Annotated in this window: 19 protein-coding genes; 10 read left to right on the plus strand and 9 right to left on the minus strand. The window is 37.7% G+C overall.

Annotated features, from left to right (window positions below):
* The first annotated feature begins 75 nt into the window (after positions 1–75).
* The gene (gene tyrS, locus Q1K34_RS05805; RefSeq protein ID WP_300435724.1) at positions 76–1,371 is read left to right on the plus strand and encodes a tyrosine--tRNA ligase; all 1,296 of its coding nucleotides are present in this window, start codon (positions 76–78) and stop codon (positions 1,369–1,371) included.
* A gap of 580 nt (positions 1,372–1,951) precedes the next feature.
* Here the strand turns inward: tyrS and Q1K34_RS05810 are convergent.
* The 4 genes from Q1K34_RS05810 to Q1K34_RS05825 form a co-directional block, all read right to left on the minus strand.
* Complete coding sequence (locus tag Q1K34_RS05810; protein WP_300435727.1) at positions 1,952–2,926, minus strand: acyl transferase; 975 nt, start codon at positions 2,924–2,926, stop codon at positions 1,952–1,954.
* An 83-nt stretch (positions 2,927–3,009) separates the two neighbouring features.
* Positions 3,010–3,348: a T9SS type A sorting domain-containing protein gene (locus Q1K34_RS05815; protein ID WP_300435730.1), complete on the minus strand. Its 339-nt coding sequence runs from the start codon at positions 3,346–3,348 to the stop codon at positions 3,010–3,012.
* Between the two features lie 162 nt (positions 3,349–3,510).
* Complete coding sequence (locus tag Q1K34_RS05820) at positions 3,511–5,493, minus strand: hypothetical protein (protein WP_300435733.1); 1,983 nt, start codon at positions 5,491–5,493, stop codon at positions 3,511–3,513.
* Positions 5,494–5,536: 43 nt separating this feature from the next.
* The gene (locus tag Q1K34_RS05825) at positions 5,537–8,338 is read right to left on the minus strand and encodes a TonB-dependent receptor (RefSeq protein ID WP_300435736.1); all 2,802 of its coding nucleotides are present in this window, start codon (positions 8,336–8,338) and stop codon (positions 5,537–5,539) included.
* A gap of 177 nt (positions 8,339–8,515) precedes the next feature.
* Here Q1K34_RS05825 and Q1K34_RS05830 point away from each other — a divergent pair, with 177 nt between their 5' ends.
* Together Q1K34_RS05830 and Q1K34_RS05835 are read left to right on the plus strand one after the other, a co-directional pair.
* Positions 8,516–9,199 carry a response regulator transcription factor gene (locus Q1K34_RS05830; RefSeq protein ID WP_300435739.1) on the plus strand — a complete coding sequence of 228 codons (684 nt, stop codon included), beginning with the start codon at positions 8,516–8,518 and terminating at the stop codon, positions 9,197–9,199.
* Positions 9,199–10,278: an ATP-binding protein gene (locus tag Q1K34_RS05835; RefSeq protein ID WP_300435742.1), complete on the plus strand. Its 1,080-nt coding sequence runs from the start codon at positions 9,199–9,201 to the stop codon at positions 10,276–10,278. Before Q1K34_RS05830 ends, Q1K34_RS05835 begins: the two co-directional genes overlap by 1 nt.
* Here Q1K34_RS05835 and Q1K34_RS05840 read toward each other — a convergent pair.
* Positions 10,216–11,277 carry a glycosyltransferase gene (locus Q1K34_RS05840; RefSeq protein WP_300435745.1) on the minus strand — a complete coding sequence of 354 codons (1,062 nt, stop codon included), beginning with the start codon at positions 11,275–11,277 and terminating at the stop codon, positions 10,216–10,218. The genes Q1K34_RS05835 and Q1K34_RS05840 overlap by 63 nt on opposite strands.
* A gap of 66 nt (positions 11,278–11,343) precedes the next feature.
* Here Q1K34_RS05840 and trmB point away from each other — a divergent pair, with 66 nt between their 5' ends.
* The 7 genes from trmB to Q1K34_RS05875 all read left to right on the plus strand — a co-directional run bounded on the left by trmB (position 11,344) and on the right by Q1K34_RS05875 (position 15,996).
* Positions 11,344–12,018, plus strand: a complete 675-nt coding sequence (gene trmB, locus Q1K34_RS05845; RefSeq protein ID WP_300435747.1) for a tRNA (guanosine(46)-N7)-methyltransferase TrmB — start codon at positions 11,344–11,346, stop codon at positions 12,016–12,018.
* A gap of 6 nt (positions 12,019–12,024) precedes the next feature.
* Positions 12,025–12,651: a LysE family transporter gene (locus Q1K34_RS05850; protein ID WP_300435750.1), complete on the plus strand. Its 627-nt coding sequence runs from the start codon at positions 12,025–12,027 to the stop codon at positions 12,649–12,651.
* Between the two features lie 5 nt (positions 12,652–12,656).
* Positions 12,657–12,989 (plus strand): MGMT family protein, encoded by a 333-nt coding sequence (locus Q1K34_RS05855; protein WP_300435752.1) that lies wholly within the window; start codon positions 12,657–12,659, stop codon positions 12,987–12,989.
* A 148-nt stretch (positions 12,990–13,137) separates the two neighbouring features.
* The gene (locus Q1K34_RS05860; RefSeq protein ID WP_300435755.1) at positions 13,138–14,274 is read left to right on the plus strand and encodes an Mrp/NBP35 family ATP-binding protein; all 1,137 of its coding nucleotides are present in this window, start codon (positions 13,138–13,140) and stop codon (positions 14,272–14,274) included.
* A complete protein-coding gene (locus Q1K34_RS05865; RefSeq protein ID WP_229341851.1) occupies positions 14,275–14,517 on the plus strand; it encodes a NifU family protein in 243 nt (80 codons plus the stop codon). It begins immediately after the preceding gene.
* A 27-nt stretch (positions 14,518–14,544) separates the two neighbouring features.
* Positions 14,545–15,606 (plus strand): NAD(P)/FAD-dependent oxidoreductase, encoded by a 1,062-nt coding sequence (locus tag Q1K34_RS05870; RefSeq protein WP_300435762.1) that lies wholly within the window; start codon positions 14,545–14,547, stop codon positions 15,604–15,606.
* Between the two features lie 54 nt (positions 15,607–15,660).
* Positions 15,661–15,996: a 2Fe-2S iron-sulfur cluster-binding protein gene (locus tag Q1K34_RS05875; protein WP_300435765.1), complete on the plus strand. Its 336-nt coding sequence runs from the start codon at positions 15,661–15,663 to the stop codon at positions 15,994–15,996.
* A gap of 216 nt (positions 15,997–16,212) precedes the next feature.
* On the opposite strand, the gene Q1K34_RS05880 is transcribed toward Q1K34_RS05875, so the two are convergent.
* The 4 genes from Q1K34_RS05880 to tsf form a co-directional block, all read right to left on the minus strand.
* Positions 16,213–16,998 carry a DUF3050 domain-containing protein gene (locus Q1K34_RS05880; RefSeq protein WP_300435768.1) on the minus strand — a complete coding sequence of 262 codons (786 nt, stop codon included), beginning with the start codon at positions 16,996–16,998 and terminating at the stop codon, positions 16,213–16,215.
* Positions 16,999–17,359: 361 nt separating this feature from the next.
* On the minus strand, positions 17,360–18,535 hold the full coding sequence (locus Q1K34_RS05885; RefSeq protein WP_300435771.1) for an acyl-CoA dehydrogenase family protein: 1,176 nt from the start codon (positions 18,533–18,535) through the stop codon (positions 17,360–17,362).
* Between the two features lie 496 nt (positions 18,536–19,031).
* Positions 19,032–19,754 carry a methyltransferase gene (locus tag Q1K34_RS05890; RefSeq protein WP_300435774.1) on the minus strand — a complete coding sequence of 241 codons (723 nt, stop codon included), beginning with the start codon at positions 19,752–19,754 and terminating at the stop codon, positions 19,032–19,034.
* 412 nt (positions 19,755–20,166) lie between these two features.
* Positions 20,167–20,991, minus strand: coding sequence for a translation elongation factor Ts (tsf, locus tag Q1K34_RS05895; protein WP_300435777.1), 825 nt, complete (start codon positions 20,989–20,991; stop codon positions 20,167–20,169).
* Between the last annotated feature and the right edge of the window lie 74 nt (positions 20,992–21,065).

The following is a 21,065-nucleotide window of genomic DNA, read 5'->3' on the forward strand; positions in this document are numbered from 1 at the left end:
AATATAGCTAAAGCACTTAGGAAAAATAAGAGTAAATGGTATCTTTACGGCTGCTTTTAAAAAGAACAAAATTTTATGGACAAGAACCTGGTAGAAGAACTTCGTTGGCGGGGAATGTTACACGATTCCATGCCCGGAACTGAAGAGCATCTGATGGAAGAAATGAGATCTGCTTATGTTGGTTTCGACCCAACAGCAGATTCTTTACATATAGGAAATCTTGTGCCCATTATGTTGCTGGCGCATTTACAACGAAGCGGGCATAAACCTGTCGCTTTAGTTGGAGGGGCAACTGGTATGATTGGGGATCCAAGCGGAAAATCCAGTGAGAGAAATTTTTTAGATGAGAAAATTTTGCGTCATAATCAGGAATGTGTGAAAAACCAACTTTCCCAGTTTTTAGATTTTAAAAGCGGGAAGGAGAATGATGCCGTTCTTGTAAATAATTACGACTGGATGAAGGAAATAAGTTTTCTGGAGTTTATTCGTGATGTGGGCAAGCATATCACTGTAAATTATATGATGGCCAAGGATTCTGTAAAAAACCGAATTTCAGGAGAAGGAACAGATGGAATGTCCTTTACTGAATTTACCTATCAGCTAGTACAGGGTTACGATTTTTATCATCTTTTTGATAAGATGGGTTGTACGCTGCAAATGGGAGGAAGCGATCAATGGGGAAACATTACAACCGGAACAGAATTGGTTCGAAGAAAAGGCGGAGGAAAAGCTTATGCACTTACCTGCCCTTTGATCACCAAAAGTGACGGAAGCAAGTTTGGAAAAAGTGAAGGAGGAAATATCTGGCTGGATGCTAAACGAACTTCTCCTTATAAATTCTACCAGTATTGGTTGAATACCAGTGATGAAGACGCTGAAAAATATATCAAAATTTTTACTTTTTTAGATCAGTCTGAAATTGAATCGATCATAGAAGAGCACAAGGAATCGCCTCATCTAAGAAAACTTCAAAAACGCCTGGCGAAGGAAGTGACAATTGCGGTTCATCATGAAGAAGAGTATGAAAATGCTCTGAAGGCTTCTGAAGTCTTGTTTGGTAAAAGTACCGCAGATGATTTTAGAAAACTCGATGAAGCCACTTTTTTAGATATTTTCGAAGGCGTTCCCCAGGCTGAGGTAGCTCCTAAAGAAATTGAAGACGGGCTGGATATGATTGCTGCGCTTTCGGCAAAGACTGGTTTTCTTAATTCTAATGGGGAAGCCCGGAGAGCTTTAAAGGAGAATTCTGTATCGGTAAATAAGGAGAAGGTAAAAGAAGATTATGTAATTACTTCGAAAGATCTTATTAATAATAAATATGTGATCCTGAACAAGGGAAAGAAGAATACTTATATTATTCGGGTTAATTAAAATTTTACAAACCACATCCATGAGAATTACGTAGGTTTGAGTAATATCGGGATATGGATAATTCAAAAACTGAAAATATTGTAAGTGTGATCATCTTTGCTATTTCTATGGCCATGATTCTTTATCTTACTTTTTTCCAGAAGTCATAAATACATTTATAATTTTTACTCATGTCCGGTTAAAGAAACTAGACCGCTTCGCTTTTAGATATGAGAAATTAGACCTGGACTTAACTAACTGATAAACAAAGTAAATTTAAAATTGTGTTTTCAAAGAATGCCACAATTTAAAAATATTTATAAGCAGGGGAGGGTATATAAATAATAGTAAAAAGTTTTGAACTATTAAAGATAGTGGGCTTAGGTTCGTTCTTAAAATCGTTACCAGACACCACTGATAATTTAATAAATAAATAAAACGAAAGCCTTCAGAAATTATCTGAAGGCTTCGCAACTAACTAACCAATCTAATATGAAAAATTTCACTTAGCCTGCAGAAATCCAATGATTTAGTGTCATTTGCATCCTGCACTAAGTGTGTCGTAAAACTTTCTAAAACTTTACAGGTAAAAAATAAATTTTTATAATAAAAGTAAGTTGCAGCCTCTTACATCACTGTTATCAAACCTTCCCAAAATTTCAACTTTATTATTTTTTACTCTCCCCAGATCCTGAGTGGCAATAAAAGAGCATGAATTTAAATTGGCAAGGTCAATTACATTAATTCCACCCGTTTTACCTTCAGGTAATAAGGATAGTGCATCTTCAGGATCGCGGATTAATATTCTCATCCATGCCGGACAATCAAAAATACCTTCCCCTTTTGAATAAGCCTGGGAAAGTAATTCGGTCATTCCATATTCGCTATGAATTTTTCTAACTCCAAATCCAGTTTTTAGATGCTGGTGCAGTTCTTCCCTGATCATTTCTTTGCGCCTGCCTTTCATTCCACCAGTTTCCATTACAATTGTATTTTTCAAATTGAAATGTTTTTTTTCTATGAGGTCAAGAAGTGCGAAAGAAACGCCTATTAGAAACACCTTTTTTCCTGCGGTGTCCAGATTTATCAATTTTTCAGACAGTTCCTCCATGTTATTCAGGTAAAATCCACTTTCTTTATTTCCTGATCTTTTAATGAGATGATCTGCCATATAGATTAATGATGATCCTTTTCTTTCCAGATAAGAAGGTAACAAAGCGAGAAAAATATAATCTGAAGGGTTCCCGTAAAATTCAGTAAAAGTTTTTAAGAAACTTTCTTCATAAATAGCCAGGTTGGTTACATGGTGTTTACTAGTGGTAGTTCCGGTGGTGCCACTGCTGGTAAAAGTAATTTCCGGAGTTATCGTATCACTGACTATATCTTTTGTTTTAAAGAATTCTATAGGAAGAAAGGGAATCTCTTTTATAGTATTTACAAGCTTTGGAGTTTTTTTTAGAAACTTACAAAACTCTCTGTAGACTTTATTATTGCTGAATTGATGTTGAAAAACCTCCAATGCAACAACCTCAAATTCATCTTTATTTGAGATTTCAAAAATTCTTTTGTGGAGCATACAGACTGGATGAGTTTTCTCAAAATTAAGGAATAAAAAAAGCCTCTGAAACAGAAGCCGTCTAATTTATTCTAAGAAAGATATTATTTCACTACCAGTTTTCTGGTTGCTTTAGCTTTACCTTCCTGGATTTTTAAGATATAAATTCCGGGCGTTAAAGAAGAAACATCCATTTCACGACCTCTAAGCCGGGTCTTTTGAACCGGTTTTCCCAAAACGTTATAAATTTCAATCATTTTCTCCTGATTTTTGGTAGAAGAGATATAGACTTTTCCTCCTGTTACCGGATTGGGATAAATGGAAAGACCATCAATAGGTATTTCAGTTCGCTGAGGAGCACGATCAGATTCCTGAGCGATTGCTGGAGTGGCAACTATCAGGAAACAAAAAAGAGAAAAGATAAATAAGTACTTTTGCTTCATTCTTTTGATCTGGATTTAAACAAACTTACAAATAAAATTTCAAAAACCCTGCCATTAAAAATAACTAAATCTAAAATTTTAAAATAAAAAAAGGGACTGCACGTTGCAATCCCTTTCTTTTGGCTAATAATTGATATTCAAATTATTACAGACGTAACGTTTTTAGTCTACCCAGTCAAACATTGCGACATCTACAGTTGCTTCAGCATCATATGCAGCAGTTAAATCTACTACAACACCATCTACAGTTATACCAGTTAGATCTGTTCTGTTATCGTCGGTAATGTCTATGATAGTTTCATAACCACTTAAGGAAAGTCCTTCGATTACCGCTCCTGAAGTAGCTTTGAACTGCAGTGCAGTTCCACCGGTAGTAGATACCGCTGTAAAGTTAATTACCTTCGGGTTGGCGTTTCTCTTGTCGGCTTCAATAGCTGTAGAAAAATTGTTTATAGTATGGTTCACGTAGGTATTTTCAATAGTACCGTTCCAACCTTCTGTCCAGTCCACGGCATCATCTTCATTGTTTTCAAGGTAAATGTTCTTTATAGAAACCGTTCCGCCAAAAAATTCAACTCCATCATCAGCTCCATTAAGGATTGCGATATTTTCAATGCTAGTTCCAGATCCCACTGCATAAAGTGATAGCCCGTTATATTGAGATTCAGAATTTATAGAAGCTCCCGCATCTTTCAGGACCAGATATTCAATAGAACCAGAATTATCATTGTCTTCATCGCCACCATAGATGATTCCTCCTACTTCTGCAGTAGCATTTGCACCGGCATCTGTAGAGGCGTTACCAGCGATCACAAGACCACCCCAGCTCCCGGCCTCGCCAGAAGTGGAAGACATTACCACAGGATTATTTTCAGTTCCCTGGATATCGATCATCCCACCTCTTTGAACTACAATATAAATACTTGTAGCTGAAGTCTCGCTATCACTTCTCGCAGTAATTTGAGTACCTGCCGGGATTGTAAGCTTTGCACCATCTTCCACAGAAACTATACTGCTTATTACATATTCGTTATTTGCGTCCAGGCTTAGGTTTCCTTCAATAGTGGATGGTAAAACAGACACCTGTCCTCTGTTGGAAATCCAGTCAAACATGGAAGCATCAACAGTTGGGTCTCCGGAATAATCTGCATTAAGATCTGCAGTAGCACCGTTTAAAATGATGCTGGAAAGATCTGTCCTGTTATCATCCGTGATGTCTATTGCTGTATCATATCCTGAAAGTGAAAGGCCGGTGATAGTCGCACCAGAAACAGATTTAAACTGCAATGCAGTGCCACCAGTGGTAGAAACAGCGGTAAAATTATTGATTATAGGGTTTCCGTTCTCTTTATCTGCTTCAATAGCCGTGGAAAAATTTTCAATAGTGTGAAGAACATATACGTTTTCAAGAGATCCATTCCATCTTTCGGTCCAGTCTACTGCATCGTCTTCATTATTTTCCAGATAAAGATTAGTAATAGCTACAGAACCTCCGAAGAACTCAACTCCGTCGTCAGCTCCATTGATCAAGGCCACATTCTGAATAGATGTTTCTGAACCTACTGCATAAAGCGATAATCCATTGAATTGAGACTCAGAGTTGATAGAGGCTCCAGCATCAGAAAGAACCAGATAATTAATAGATCCTGAATCATCTGAAGCATCTTCGCCGCCATATACTATACCGCCAACTTCTGCGGTAGCATTTGTACCTGCAGCAGTTGGAGCGTTACCTGCGATGATTAAACCACCCCATGTGCCGGCCTGGCCGTTCGCAGAACGCATAATTACGGGAGAAGAAGCCGATCCCTGAATATCAATTTGTCCTCCTTTTTGAACTACGATGTATACATTGGTCGCATCACTTTGATCTGTATCTGTATCTGCAATAATCTCTGTTCCCGCAGGTATTGTTAAGGTAGCGCCAGATTCTACAGATAGGATTCCGGTCAAACTATAAGTTTCGGCAGCATCAAGGGTTCTGTCTTCTTCTACAGAACCATTAAGTTCCAGATTTCCAGATGGTATTTGTCCGCTATCATCTGTAGGGTCAATTGGCTCAATGTTGTTGTCACTGCTGCAGGAAGTGGCAAATAATCCAACGGCAACAGCAGACATTAGCAATAATTTTTTCAGTTTTTTCATAATCTTAGGTTTAATAAAGGTTTTGGTTAACAGGTTATTATGTTTAAAAGTTATAGTTTACCCCCAAGCTAATTACAGCTCCACGATCGTAGGATCTCACTGTTTGATTAGACTCCTCTACATTTCCGGAAATTGGCCTTATCGCCTGATATCTTTCAATTTCAGGATTAAGCAGGTTTTGTCCTCTAAACTGTAGCTGCCAGTGATCATTTAATTCTTTGGTCATGATAAGGTCCAGAGTTACAAAGCCTTTTTCAATGATCTCATCGTTATACTGAATGTCTATTTGATCCAGCCTCTGACTTTCGGGATTTCCAAGCGCAAATATTTTATCTGATGCATAAGCTCCTACCAGTGTTGCGCTAAATGGATTTTCAGTTTCGGTAGAGATGTTTGCAGAAGCATTAAATATCCAGTCGGAAGCTCCCTGAAGGCCAATTTCATTCTTTCCATTATATCTGAAAGTCCTAATGAACTTTCCGTCCTCATCATATACATCTTTAAGATCCTGAGAATGCCACATTCTGGTTACATTTCCAGAGACTGTGAGGTCAAGACCAGCTTCGTTTTCATTTTCAATAACGTCCATTCTTGCTTCCAACTCCAAGCCGTAGATATTGGCTTCTTCACCAGCATTGAAATAAGAGAATACGGGAGCAGAGCCTCTTTCCCTTGCTTTGTTGATAGGGTCCTTTATTTTCTTATAAAATCCGGTAAGGGAAATAAGTTCCCCTGAACTTGGGAAGATCTCATATTTCAAATCTATATTGGTGTTTCTGGAGGCTTCCAGGTTTGGATTACCTCTGGTGACTAACCCGGTTTGGGAAACATATTCAAATGGCGCGATCTCCTTGAATTCTGGTAATGTAATCGTTCTACTCGCGGCCAATCTAATGTTAGAGTCTTCGTTAGGCGAGAACCTGAAATTTATACTGGGATATATATTATCGTAAGATTTATTCACGAAATTTGGAAGGTTCTGCGGATAGTTATTTACGTCAAATATCACATCAAGCTCATCTTTTTGAAACCTGGCTCCAATATTAAGGTTCCATTTAGCGTTCCCGTAATTAAATACTCCGAATCCTGAGATAGATTCCAGTGTACCTTCATAGATATCGGGATTAAGTACGTTAAATATGAGGGATCTGTTATTGAAGTTCTCAGTAGTGAATATCCCGTCGAAATTATCTATTGATGTAGGATTTACAGTATTGAAGTCCCTTTCCTCTGCTCCGAAGAACCTGGAGTAGAAATCTCTTTGTTTATTTCTATAATTTCCTCCAAATTTTGCAAAAACCTTTGTTTCATTTTCATCATCCTGAATGAAGTTATATTGATCCTGGATAAAAGCATTAAATTCAATATCATCTATCTGTTGTACAGATTTTCTTTGCTGGTAGGCGTTGGTTTCTCCAAGCAAAATTGGTTCTGTGGGGTGAATGTTTACTTCATTCCTAATACGGTTTGGCTCATCTGCATCTACCATATTGTATCCTGCAGCCCATTCCAACTCATTTTTGTTCTCCCACATATCGTGGTAACCATGAAGCTGGTTTACCCACAGCCTGGTTTGTTTGGTATTCTGGTCGCGTACAAATTGATTAAATCCATCTCCGCGATCACTTTCTTCAAAAACGACCCCTTCACCATTTCTACCACCTTCAAAAACTTCATCGGTCACTTTGTTAATGAATAAACTGGTAGCTTTTAGTCTGTTGTTTTCATTGAACTCATAACCAAGATCGAGTAATGCGGTATTATTATCGGTTTTCTTATAATTTGTGGCATCTGTAAAGCCGTCTTCAAAATCGTTATTACGATAATTGGCAAAAGTGCCCTGGTTGTATTCAAAATCAACAGAATTAGAGGCAGTAAGTAGCACTCTAAGATCACCAAATTCCTTTCCGGCAGTAAGCGCATATCTTCTATTAATTGGAAGAACGGCCGTTCCGGGATCCCAACCCTGATTGTTCAAAGAAAACCGTGTTGGAATCGCCTGGTCGTAAAATCCAAAATAAACATCCTCCTGATTTGGAGAAACTTTAAAGTCACTAAATTGTCCTACGGCATTAGTATTTGCACCAATTCTAATTCCTAAATCCAATTCGCTTTTTCCCCTAAGCTCCCTGGAGGTAATATCGATACTTCCAGAAGCCTGATCTGCGGAATTTTCTGAAGAATAATTTTTACTAATAGAAATATTCTGGATAACTCTTGTAGGAAAGAGTCCAAGGTCAATGTTCTTTCTTTCCACATCGTCAGAAGGAATTGGAAGTCCGTTCATTGTGGTATATAAATAACGATCACCCAGTCCTCTTACAAAAATATCTCCCGAAGCTTCACTGCTTGTTACTCCGGAAATTTTGGTGGTAGCCGTCGCAGCATCGGAGACTCCTAATTTGGCTAATTCCTGGGCTCCGATGCTTTCCTTTATGTCGACTGAATTTTTTTGCTCTATTAGCAAGGCTACCTGGGAATCCCTTCTGGAAACGGTGGTGATCACCACTTCATCCAATGCTGCTGCACTGGAGCCAAGGTCTGTATTTACCTCGGTTACTTTTCCTGCTTCTACTATTACATTTGGAACTTCTAATGTTTCATATCCTATGAAACTAAATACTACCGTATATGTTCCTGGTTGCAATTTTTCCAGTAGGTATAGACCGTCATAATCTGATGTTGTTCCTTTAGAAGTACCTTTTATAAAAACATTGGCAAAAGGTAAAGGTTCACCGGCCATTTCACGATCGCTAAGTTTGCCGCCAATAGAACCCGTGGTTGGCTCCTGGGCCTGCATGGCACTTATAACTAATAAGAAAGTAAATAATACTAATTTTTTCATGTTGTTTTTTGCTATAAAATCTCGCTGCAAATTAACGGTGAAGAGAGGAGGCTAATGTTATCTAAGAATTAATCCTTTGTCATTAAAGGGTTAGTTTAATGTTACTAATAGGTTAATCCCTCTATAGTTCAAATTATTGGTTAATTTTATGAGCTCTTAATCATATCTTAATTCATTATGAAGAAAAAAGACATTCAGATTTTATTAGTAGATGACGAGCCGGATATCCTGGAGATTGTAGGATATAATCTTTCTTCTGAAGGCTATAGCGTTATGACAGCAGATAATGGCGCAGATGCGGTAAAGCTTGCTAAGAAGAACAATCCACATCTTATTATCTTAGATGTAATGATGCCTGAAATGGATGGAATAGAAGCCTGTGAGCAGATCAGAAAAATACCAGATATGAAAGATACTATTATTACTTTTCTAACCGCTCGCGGAGAAGACTATTCACAAATGGCTGGTTTTGATGCGGGAGCTGATGACTATATAACAAAACCTATAAAACCAAAGGTGCTGGTAAGTAAAGTAAAAGCTTTATTAAGAAGATATCGGGAAGAAGAGAAATCTTCCAGTATTGTAAAACTGGGTGATATAACCATTAACAGAGAGGAATATAAGATCATCCAGGATGGGAATGAGATGAACTTACCCAGGAAAGAATTTGAGTTATTATCTCTGCTGGCTTCTAAACCTGGCAAAGTTTTTAAAAGAGAAGATATACTGGATAATGTTTGGGGAAATGATATTGTGGTAGGAGGGAGAACCATTGATGTTCATATTAGAAAACTACGCGAAAAGATTGGTGATGACAAGATCAAAACTATTAAAGGCGTGGGATATAAGTTTATTGTTTAATGTCACAAAAATTTAAACGCTCCTATCGTTTTGCTTTAAGGACTGCACTTTATATATGTGTATTTCTTACAGCTGTACTGAGTTTATTTATTTTTTTTGATATTAAATCTGTCTGGGTCTCCATTCTCGTTTTTGCCATACTTTGTTATTTTTTCTCCTTCCTAATAATTCAGTATAGAGTAGAGCGCTTTATTTACCGGCGGATAAAAAAAGTCTATGATAATGTGTCTTTACTGGATTCAAAAACTTTAAGTCCGAACCAGATTACCACAGATATGTCTACTCTCACCCGGGAGGTGAAGAAGTTTGCCGAAGACAAAAAGCTGGAGATCGAAACTTTAAAAGTAAGGGAAGGGTATAGAAAGGAATTTATGGGTAATGTATCCCATGAATTAAAAACACCCCTTTTTACGGTGCAGGGTTACATTTTAACCTTACTGGATGGCGCTCATAAAGATAAAGCGATCAGGAAAAAATATCTTGCGAGAGCCAATAAAGGAGTAGAAAGGCTTATTTATATCGTGAAAGATCTGGATATGATCACTAAGCTGGAAACAGGCGACCTTCATCTACGTTATGAAACTTTTAATATTGTAGAATTAATCCAGGCTTCCTTTGATCTTTTGGAAATGAAAGCCGCAAAAAAGGAAATTACCCTCACTTTTGATATTATTTATGAAGAACCAATTTATGTAAGGGCAGACAGGGAGCGAATCCAGCAGGTTCTTACAAATTTAATCGTGAACTCGATAAAATACGGTAAGAAAGGCGGCACTACAGAAATTAGTATTGAGAACCTTATTAAAAATAAAGTGATCATTAGGTGTACAGATAACGGGGAAGGGATTGAGAATGAAAATATCCCCCGTTTATTTGAACGCTTCTATCGCGTAGATAAAAGTGGTTCTCGAAAAGAAGGAGGTTCGGGTCTTGGTCTTTCTATTGTTAAGCATATTCTGGAGGCACATAATGAAAAAATTTATGTGGAAAGTGTTTTTGGGGTGGGAAGTGAATTTTCATTCACTCTCGAAAAAAGAAAAAAGATCCCTGAAGACAACGTGATTCCCGAAATCACTTAATCCTTTATATTCTTCAATTTTCTGTAATTGAGATAGATCGAATGCTTCCTGTTTACAAAACGGCGAAATCCTAAGCTTTTCAAGTCTTTTAGCTAAATATTCCTGCTCAGTTTGGCCAGGGGTGGGGATAAAAAAAGCCTTCTTTTCTAATTTGGCTAAGTCCATTAAGTTGGTATAGCCCGGCCTGGAAATAATATATTTACTACAGTTTATGGCTTCCTGAAGTGATTTTCCGTAAAGATAATTCTTAATTTGTATGTTAGTATTTGGAGAATTTAGAGATTCATCAGAGATAATGCCTCTAACAAAAAGTATTCGCACTTCAGCTGTTTCAAGCTCCTTTAGTAATATAGATTCAAGGATGCTTCGTTGAGGTTCAGGCCCGCTGAGTAAAACTAAATAGTGATAAACTTCCGGGATTTGCCGTTTTTCCAGTCGACTAATTGGGCCAATATAAGTGACATTTTCAGGTTTTTCTCTTAGGTGACCCAATACTCCACTAAGATTTTTTTCTCCTTGCGCATCAGGCACCCAACATTGCTCAAATTTGTTGATATATTGCTGATGTAAATAACTGCTTAAGTAGGTAGTGTTTCCGCTTAGCACATTAAGTTGATGGGTGATAAATACATTTTTCTTCAGTTTTTTACTTCTAACTCCTAATCGGCTGTCTGAAATAATTCCCTGAATATTATAGCTTTCAATAATCTTTTTAGTGATTATTTTTTCTTTTTGTATGGCTCTTACAATTCGAGGACTATCTAAAATCATCTTCCATTTAAGATATTTTCCCTTTTTAGAATATTGAACGCTATAAGAGGGAAGTTCCAAATGAGTTGAATGCGGGAATTCTTTTTTTAAAAGATCCAGTGCCTGCCCATCTGAAGCTATAACTGGTTCAAAACCATTTAAATGAAGTGCATTGATAATTGGAATGCAACGTGTGGCATGTCCTAAACCCCAATTAAGAGCAGCGACCAATATTTTCTTCTTTTGCATTTTACAAATGTATTCTCATAGACAGGTGGACGATTTTCTTTAATTTTACCAAAATATTAATTTTTAGTGGGAAGCAAGAATAAACTTAAACGCTTTAAGGAAAACGAAAAATTTGAAAATGTTATCCAGCCTTCCAGGGAAGAGCTAACCGATAATTTATTTGAATTAAAAGGAAAATGGAGCGAAAAGTTCTTTAAGAATGATCATCCTATTGTTTTGGAGCTCGGCTGTGGGAAAGGGGAATACACCGTAGAACTGGCCCGACAAAATCCCGAAAAGAATTTTATAGGAATAGATATCAAAGGCGCAAGGTTTTGGCGTGGAGCAAAAACGGCTCAGGAAGAAGATTTGTCAAACGTAGCCTTCGTAAGAACCCAGATTGAACTTATTGAATATGTTTTTTCGATAAATGAAGTTAGTGAGATCTGGATTACTTTTCCTGATCCCCAAATTAAATATAAAAGAACCAAGCATAGGCTTACCAATACTGAATTCCTTCAGCGATATAAAAATATCCTAAAAGAAGAAGGGCTCATGCATCTTAAAACCGACTCTGAATTTATGCATGGCTATACTTTAGGGCTCCTCCATGGTGAAGGTCACGAGGTTTTATATGCGCATCATGATATTTATAAAAATGAGTATTCGCCAAAAGAGGTAACTGGGATTCAAACTTTCTATGAAAAACAGTACCTTGAAAAAGGAAAACCAATTACATATATTCAGTTTAAGATTAAATAGGGGATATTGGAAGAAACAAAACTTTTCCTCATAACTTACTTTGCCGCATTTATTGGGGTGGTTCCACCAGGCTTGGTGAATATGACCGTTGCCAAAACCTGTGTGGAAAAAGGGAAGAAAAATGGCTTTTACGTTGCAGTGGGTGCCGGGATGGTGATCTTAATCCAGGCCTTTATTGCCGTATTATTAGCAAAGTATATATTTGATAATCCCTTTATTCGCAGGGTAATTTTAAGGGCAGGTTTAGTGGTTTTTTGCATCTTGGCCGTTTATTTCTTTATCCAGGCGAGACAAAAAAAAAGGATTGAACACACCCGTCATAAAGCAGATGCCAATAGTGTTTTCAAAGGAATGCTTATAGCTGCATTAAATGTTTTTCCAATTCCTTATTTCGTTGCAATTGCCGGAGCCATGAACCTTGGAGGTGGAGACCTGGATTATGATTGGTCCCTTATTATTTCATTTGCGTTTGCAGCTTGTTTAGGTAGTTTTACCTCACTTTATTTATATGTGGTGCTGTTTGATAAAATTGAAAGAAAAGCTAAATCTTTTGCCAGATACTCAAATTACTTTATGGCTGGTTTAATGCTAGTACTTATTGTAGTGGCACTGATACGAATCTTTAATTCCTGAAAAAATTGAGTGATAAGCAAGGATTTTTTGAGAAGGTTTATGAGGTATGCAGAAAAATTCCTGAAGGCCGGGTGACTTCTTATGGAGCTATTGCGAAATTTCTGGGAGCTGCCAAAAGTGCCAGAATGGTTGGCTGGGCAATGAATTCTTCAAAAAATCTGGAAGATGTTCCGGCACACCGGGTCGTTAATCGGAACGGAATGCTTACAGGAAAAAGCCATTTTGGAGGGAGTAACGCCATGCAACAGTTGCTCGAGGAAGAGGGTATCACAGTGAAAGAGCTTCAGATTACCGATTTTAAGAGCGTTTTCTGGGATCCAGGGAAGGAGCTTTCTTAAAGGAGAGAACCAGTTTTTTTTTCTATAATTTCCGACTATTACTGCATAAATCTAATATTGCTAAATTCTTCGTATTCTTAGCTTTTCAACCTATATTTGCGTTTAGAATCAGTCTATATAAGCTAAGGAATCTGATTAAAATTCACGTATGAAATTAGATAGAAAAGAGATTTTAAAAGCACTGGAAACCATCTCTGTAGCAGGGGAAGGAAATAATATGGTAGAAAGCGGTGCCGTTCAAAATGTTATGACTTTTGGCGATGAAGTGGTGGTGGATCTTGTGCTAAGCACTCCGGCACTTCATATAAAGAAGCGGGCAGAAGTGGATGTGATGAAAGCTATTCATGAAAAAGTTTATGAAAAGGCTAAAGTCAAAGTAAATATTAAAATTGAAGCTCAGGAAAAGGAAAAGCCTGAGATCAAGGGAAAAGCGATTCCTGGAATTAAGAATATTATTGCGGTGGCTTCAGGTAAAGGAGGAGTAGGTAAATCTACGGTTACTTCAAACCTTGCGGTAACTCTTTCAAAAATGGGCTTTAAAGTAGGGATACTGGATGCTGATATCTATGGTCCTTCCACGCCTATGATGTTCGATGTGGAAGCCGAAAGACCACTTTCAGTAAAAGTGGATGGGAAATCTAAAATGAAACCCATCGAAAATTATGGTGTAAAAATCCTTTCTATTGGTTTCTTTACTAAGCCAAATCAGGCTGTAGTTTGGAGAGGGCCTATGGCTGCAAAAGCGCTTAACCAGATGATCTTTGATGCAGACTGGGGTGAATTGGATTTCATGCTGATAGATCTTCCCCCGGGAACGGGTGATATACATCTTTCTATCATGCAGTCACTACCCATTACCGGTTCTGTGATTGTAAGTACTCCGCAAAATGTAGCCCTTGCTGATGCTAAAAAAGGAGTGGCTATGTTTCAGCAGGAAAGCATTAACGTTCCTGTATTAGGTATCATCGAAAATATGGCCTACTTTACTCCTCAAGAATTGCCAGATAATAAATATTATATTTTTGGGCAGGAAGGAGCCAGAAATCTAGCGGAAGATCTCAAAGTACCTTTTCTTGGTGAGATTCCTTTAGTACAAAGCTTGAGGGAATCGGGAGATATTGGTCGACCTGCAGCACTTCAAACTGCAACTCCGTTAGAAGCTGCTTTTGAAGATATTACCAGGAATATGGTTCAGGAAACCGTTAATAGAAACAAAGATCTGCCTCCAACAGAAGCCATTAAGATTACTACTATGGCTGGTTGCAGTGCTGTTAATAAGAAATAAATGACAAGCGAAGAAGTTAAAATTAATGTTGAAAAGGCCTTGGCCGAGATTCGACCATTCTTAGAAAGTGATGGGGGTAATATCTCTTTGGTTTCCATTGAAGATGATCGTCTGGTAAAAGTTCAGCTGGAAGGTGCATGTGTTGGTTGCACGGTGAATCAAATGACTTTGAAGAGTGGAGTGGAAATGACTATTAAAAAATATGTGCCCCAAATTGAGAAGGTGGTAAATATTGAGAGATAGAACGCCAGCCTTTAATTGAATTGAAACATGATTAAAACCGATATACTTATCATTGGCGCTGGGCCAACCGGTCTTTTCGCCGTTTTTGAAGCAGGATTATTAAAGTTAAAATGTCATCTCATTGATGCACTTCCTCAACCCGGAGGCCAGTGTTCCGAGATCTATCCTAAAAAGCCTATTTATGATATTCCAGGATTCCCGGAAGTTCTTGCTGGTGACCTGGTGGATAATTTAATGGAACAAATAAAACCTTTTGAACCGGGATTCACACTTGGGGAAAGAGCAGAAACTATTGAAAAACAGGAGGACGATAGTTTTATCGTAACCACAAGTAAAGGAACAAAACATCTGGCTCCTGTGGTAGTGATCGCAGGAGGACTTGGTAGCTTTGAGCCAAGAAAACCGCCTATTCCTTCAATAAAGAATTATGAAGATAAAGGTGTTGCGTATATTATCCGTGATCCTGAAGTTTATAGAAATAAGAAAGTAGTGATCGCCGGGGGTGGAGATTCAGCTTTAGACTGGAGTATTTTCCTCGCTGATGTGGCTTCAGAAGTTTCTCTGGTTCACAGAAGAAAAGATTTTCGGGGAGCTTTGGATTCTGTAGAAAAAGTGGAAGAACTTTCTAAAATTGGAAAGATCAATTTAATAACAGATGCAGAGGTGGTAGATATTAAAGGAGAAGATGAACTCGAAGCTGTATTGATACGCCATAAAGATGAAGCCCGGGGAGAAGAATTAAAAAAAACAGATCATTTTATCCCGTTATTCGGGCTTTCACCTAAACTAGGGCCTATTGCTAACTGGGGTCTGGAAATCGAAAAAAATGCCATTAAGGTTAATAATTCTTACGATTACCAAACCAATATACCGGGTATTTATGCCATTGGCGATGTAAATACCTATAAGGGTAAACTCAAATTGATTCTTTGTGGCTTCCATGAAGCGGCGATTATGTGCCAGAGTGCATATCAACGTATAAATCCAGATAAGAAATATGTGATGAAATATACAACGGTAAGTGGTGTAAGCGGTTTCGACGGAAGTAAGAAAGAGGCTAAAAAAGAAGTAGTAAAAAGTATTAATTAGTATTCCAGAGACCTGCAGGGTTTTTAAAACCTTGCAGGTATATTTATTGAAAATATGTCTGACGTTAAAATAACAATTATAGACCGCGAAGGAGAAGCTCATACTATTGACGCTCCAACAGATATGAACATGAACCTGATGGAAGTGATCCGTTCTTATGAACTGGCTCCCGAAGGGACTATAGGTATTTGTGGGGGTATGGCCATGTGCGCTTCGTGCCAGTGTTATATGCTAAATTATGAACATATGCTTCCTGAAATGAGCATAGAAGAAGAGGATATGCTGGATCAGGCATTTTTAGTGGAAGAAAATAGCAGGTTAAGCTGCCAGATTCCAATTACTGAAGGCCTCGACGGACTGGAAGTAAGGATCGCTCCTGCTTCTGAATAAATTTTATTCCAGATTCCAGATTGAGGGTCTAAGATTTTATATAGGTTTATTTCCCTGTCATTTCGCAGGAGCACAGCCACTAGGAATAAACCTGGTAAAGATTTTTCTCTGGTCGAGATGACAAAAAATTAAATCAAGAACTCAATAACAAAAAAACCTGAACGCAAGTTCAGGTTTTTTTATCTAGTCACTGCGAGCGTAGTGAAGCAGTTTCATTTACGAAAACTGAAGTTGCATTTTCGCTTCAATTTCAGACTCTATTCCATCCCATAATTCCAACCTGCTTTCTAAAGATTTTTCAGCAGTGAGCTTTACATCTTCCCATTTTCTTTCGTTATTTTCACAAAGATCTTCCACCATTTTAAATGCCATAGGACCATGTTCATCCCCATCTAATTCAATATGGCGATCAAAGTAATATTTGAACTGGCTTAGGTCATCTTCAGGAAAATTTTTCTGCACTTTTTCAATAATAGAAGAAAACATAGCGGGGATAAGTCCTTCGCGACCAAACGTAAATGCTGAAGCTATTTTGTGTGGTTCCCGGCTGTAGACAACTTCAAAAGTATGTTTAAGAAATTGCTTAATACTGATGGGTAATTTGCTGGTTGCAATGATTAGAAATATATCGGTCCCATGAGAAACCTGCATCAAGAAATCTTCAATTTTTCCCTTATTAGCTCCAGCAGCTTCCATGGCATCCAGATACATCTCAAAATGGCTCTGTCTTTCGCCATATATGTTGATGTCTGTTTCTTCAGCCAGAACGATCTCATTTATTAGATACCGGGTTTCTGGATCTCCAACGGGTAGCCATGGATTTGTAGTTTTAGTGAGGATTTCCTGTAAAGCAGTTAAAAGGGACATGAAATCCCAAACCGCAAAAACATGGTGCTCCATGAAAATTTGAAGTTGTTCCGGAGTATTTATTTTTTGGTATAAAGAATGATTTATTAACTGACTGGTTAGAGGTTCTAAACTTGCGTTTATCTCTTTTATCATAATTTGCACTTTTTTGCAAAGGTAAAATGTGAAGTAGGATTTAGAAAATCTTTGAAGCTTTTTATAGCTTGTTTAACGCAGGAAACCAGTGTTTTGAGGTAAATTATAATTATGGCCGGTCATATTATAAATGTAATAGTATTCTATTCAAATAAATCTAAAGATTATTTAAGGGTAGAAGGCGTTTATGCCAAAAAGCCTAAGCCTTTAAAAAAAGAATGTTGTGAAAAATATAAAAAGGGCAAACGCTGTAAACGTTGCCCCTGTTTTGATCTTCTTTAAATGTCACTGCGAATGAGTGATAAAGCGACCGACGCAGTCTTTTCTTGAGATTACTTCGCTTTGCTCGTAATGACTTTAATTAAAATGCTGCGTGTCCTGTAATATCCATTCCTGTTATCAATAAGTGAATATCATGAGTTCCTTCATAAGTAATCACACTTTCCAGGTTCATCATATGCCTCATAATGCTGTATTCGCCGGTGATTCCCATTCCGCCCAGAACCTGTCTCGCCTCCCTGGCAATTTTTATAGCCATTTCTACATTATTTCTCTTTGCCATTGAAATTTGTGCTGAAGTCGCTTTGCCTTCATTTCTTAAAGTTCCCAATCTCCAGGCCATTAGTTGAGCCTTGGTGATTTCGGTGATCATCTCGGCCAGCTTCTTTTGCTGAAGCTGTTTAGAGCCGATTGGTACTCCAAACTGTTCTCTTTCCTTGGCATACCTTAAAGCGATATCATAGCAGTCCATAGCGGCTCCAATAGCTCCCCAGGCAATTCCGTAACGAGCTGAATCCAGACAGCCAAGGGGTGCGCCTAAACCAGATTTGTTAGGCATAAGATTCTCTTTGGGAACTTTTACATTATCGAAGATCAACTCTCCGGTAGCACTTGCACGAAGTGACCATTTGTTATGAGTTTCGGGAGTGGTAAAACCTTCCATTCCTCTTTCCGCGATCAAGCCATGAATTCGTCCTTCCTCATTTTTTGCCCATACGATGGCAATATCAGCGAATGGAGAATTGGAAATCCACATTTTTGCGCCATTAAGAAGATAATGATCTCCCTTATCTTTGAAATTTGTGGTCATTCCACCCGGATTCGAACCGTGATCAGGCTCTGTCAATCCAAAACAACCGATCATTTCTCCTGAAGCTAGTTTTGGAAGGAATTTCTTTTTTTGCTCTTCAGTTCCGTATTTAAAAATAGGATACATCACCAGGGAAGATTGCACAGAGGCGGTAGATCTAATTCCGCTATCACCGCGTTCAATTTCCTGCATGATCAAACCATAAGAAATCTGGTCTAACCCTGCACCGCCATATTCTTCAGGGATATAAGGTCCAAAAGCACCAATTTCGGCAAGACCATTTATAAGTTGCTTCGGAAATTCAGCTTTTTGAGCCGAATCTTCTATAATAGGTGATACCTCGCGCTTAACAAACTCGCGTGTCGCGTCACGAACCATTTTATGTTCATCTGTCAAAAGCTCGTCAATATTATAATAATCAGGTGCCTGAAAAAGATCTGGTTTCATTTTGTGTAGTGTTTCTAACAAATGTAACCAAGTCTTTGCTGGGAAGCAATCTTTTATGCTTTCGATTAAAACGTCATGCTGAACTTGATTCAGCATCTTATTTTAATCAAAATTTATATTTCTATTGAGAACCTGAAACAAGTTTGACATAATTTCTGAAATTAGCAATCGTAAATAAGATACTTAATTTTAAGAGCTCCCATTTCCCCGGCCTATCGAAAATTTATCGTAAAGTTTGAAGGGTAAGCATCGAGAAATTTAAGGCTGTTTGAGCTAAATAAATTTTCTATAAAACCTGATCTCAATGGCGAGTTCCTACAATTTAGGTGCTGAACGAAAAATTTAAATAGAGTTTCGTAAGCTTAGATTTTTTTGGTTCGTTTTTTAAGCAATGGAAAAAACGAAAAAGTATCCTAATAAAATATGTCAATTCCTACGTTAGATAATTTTGATCATGGGTCTCAGGGTGACGAATATGAAGAATTTTGATTTTCATTTATAACTTTAAATAAAAATCTTTAACCAAATCTTTAAATTCAGGGGTATATTTGTGTCTTGAAATTTCTAATACAAGTTCATCAATTTCAGGGTCTTGATTTTTGAAATTAAAGCTAAGAAGGCTTCTTTTAATTGCTGAAGTTTCAGTTCCCTTGACTCTGGTTATTTTTCGAAGAAATAAATTATGGCTTATAGCTATTTCAATAGCTTGCTTTTCTTCTGAAAATGGGATGATTAGATCAAAATGTCCACTTTTTGAAAGAAGGAGGGAAGCACCTTCGATTAATTCTGAGAAAGGAAGTGCATCTGCAAATCGAGCCTGATCCCTGTCTTCATCTCCTGTTTTATAATCTTCAGAATAAAATGGCGGATTGGAAATTATTAGATCATATTTCTCTTCATCCTGCATCTCTTCTACAAATTCATCAAAGGCTGCGTGGTAACAGAAAAGTCTATCGCCCCAATCACTATTTTCGAAGTTCTCTACAGATTGCTCATAGGCATTTACTTCGATTTCAAGGGCATCGATAAGGCCTGCATTAGAACGTTGAGCCAGCATTAATGCGATCAATCCGGTTCCGGTGCCAATATCCAGGATACTGTCAGGATGGTGATCAAGTGAAGACCATGCGCCAAGAAGTACTCCGTCTGTACCTATTTTCATGGCACAACGATCCTGATCTATGCTGAATTGTTTGAATTTAAAAGCTTGGTTTGACATAATATGTTCTAATTACGATTAAATTGTCATTACGAACGCAGTGAAGTAATCTCATGAGACTGCTTCGCTTTACTCGCAGAGACCTTTTTTGAGATTTCTCACTTCGCTGCGCTGCGTTTCGAAATGACATCACTAACATTATTTTTTATTGTCATCTCGACCAAAGGGAAAGATCTCTTATTTAGTTCTGAATTATTAAGAGATTTCTCACTTCGCTGCGCTGCGTTTCGAAATGACATCATTCACTTTTGTCATCTCGACCAAAGGGAGAGATCTCTATGAATTCAGGTTAATCTTCTTAGGGATTTCTCAGTCGTTACACTTCTTCGAAATGACAGAAAAACATGAGATAAAACAAAAAAAGAGGTTTTAAATAAATAAAACCTCTTTTCTGAATTTATATAATAGTAGCTTATCCTAAAGCTACTCTTTCAAAACCTACAACTTCTAGGTCACTATCTACAGATTTTACGTAGTCTGCAACGCTTTGCTTGTTGTCTTTGATATACGCCTGGTGTACCAGAGTGTTGTCTTTAAAGAAACGCTGAAGTTTTCCCTGAGCGATCTTGTCCAGCATGTTTTCTGGCTTTCCTTCTTCTCTCAAAGTGTCTTTAGCGATCTCGATCTCTTTATCGATAGTTGCCTGATCCACACCTTCTTCATTAAGAGCCACCGGATTCATTGCCGCAGCCTGCATAGAAACGTTTTTCGCAGCTTCTTCAGCTCCGTCTACATTTTTAGAAAGTCCAGTTAAAACGGCAATTTTGTTACCAGCGTGGATATAAGATCCTACGAATGGAGCTTCCAAAGTTTTGAATGCACCGATTTCGATCTTTTCCCCAATTACACCAGTCTGCTCAGTTAGTTTTTCTTCTACTGTAATTCCTTTATAATCAGCTTTTAAGAATTCCTCTTTAGAAGAATAGTTAAGAGCCATTTCAGCGAAATCGTTAGCCATTTTGATGAAATCATCATTTTTAGCAACAAAGTCAGTTTCGCAGTTCAATGAAATAATTACACCTTTTGTGTTCTCTCCATTTACCTGTGCAATTGCAGCTCCTTCAGAAGAATCTCTGTCTGCTCTCTTTGCAGCTACTTTCTGACCTTTCTTACGTAACAATTCAATTGCTCCGTCAAAATCACCTTCAGCTTCTACTAATGCCTTCTTGCAGTCCATCATTCCTGCACCAGTAGCTTTTCTTAATTTATTTACTTCAGCGGCGGTTATCTTAGCCATAATTTTGTTTTTTTATTTAAAAAAAGTCGTTTAGAAACTCACTGTAAAGAAAGATACCAAACGACTTTTAGATT

Origin of the sequence: Christiangramia sp. (genome assembly GCF_029937855.1) — a bacterium.
In the GTDB taxonomy this organism is placed as follows: Bacteria; Bacteroidota; Bacteroidia; order Flavobacteriales; family Flavobacteriaceae; genus Christiangramia.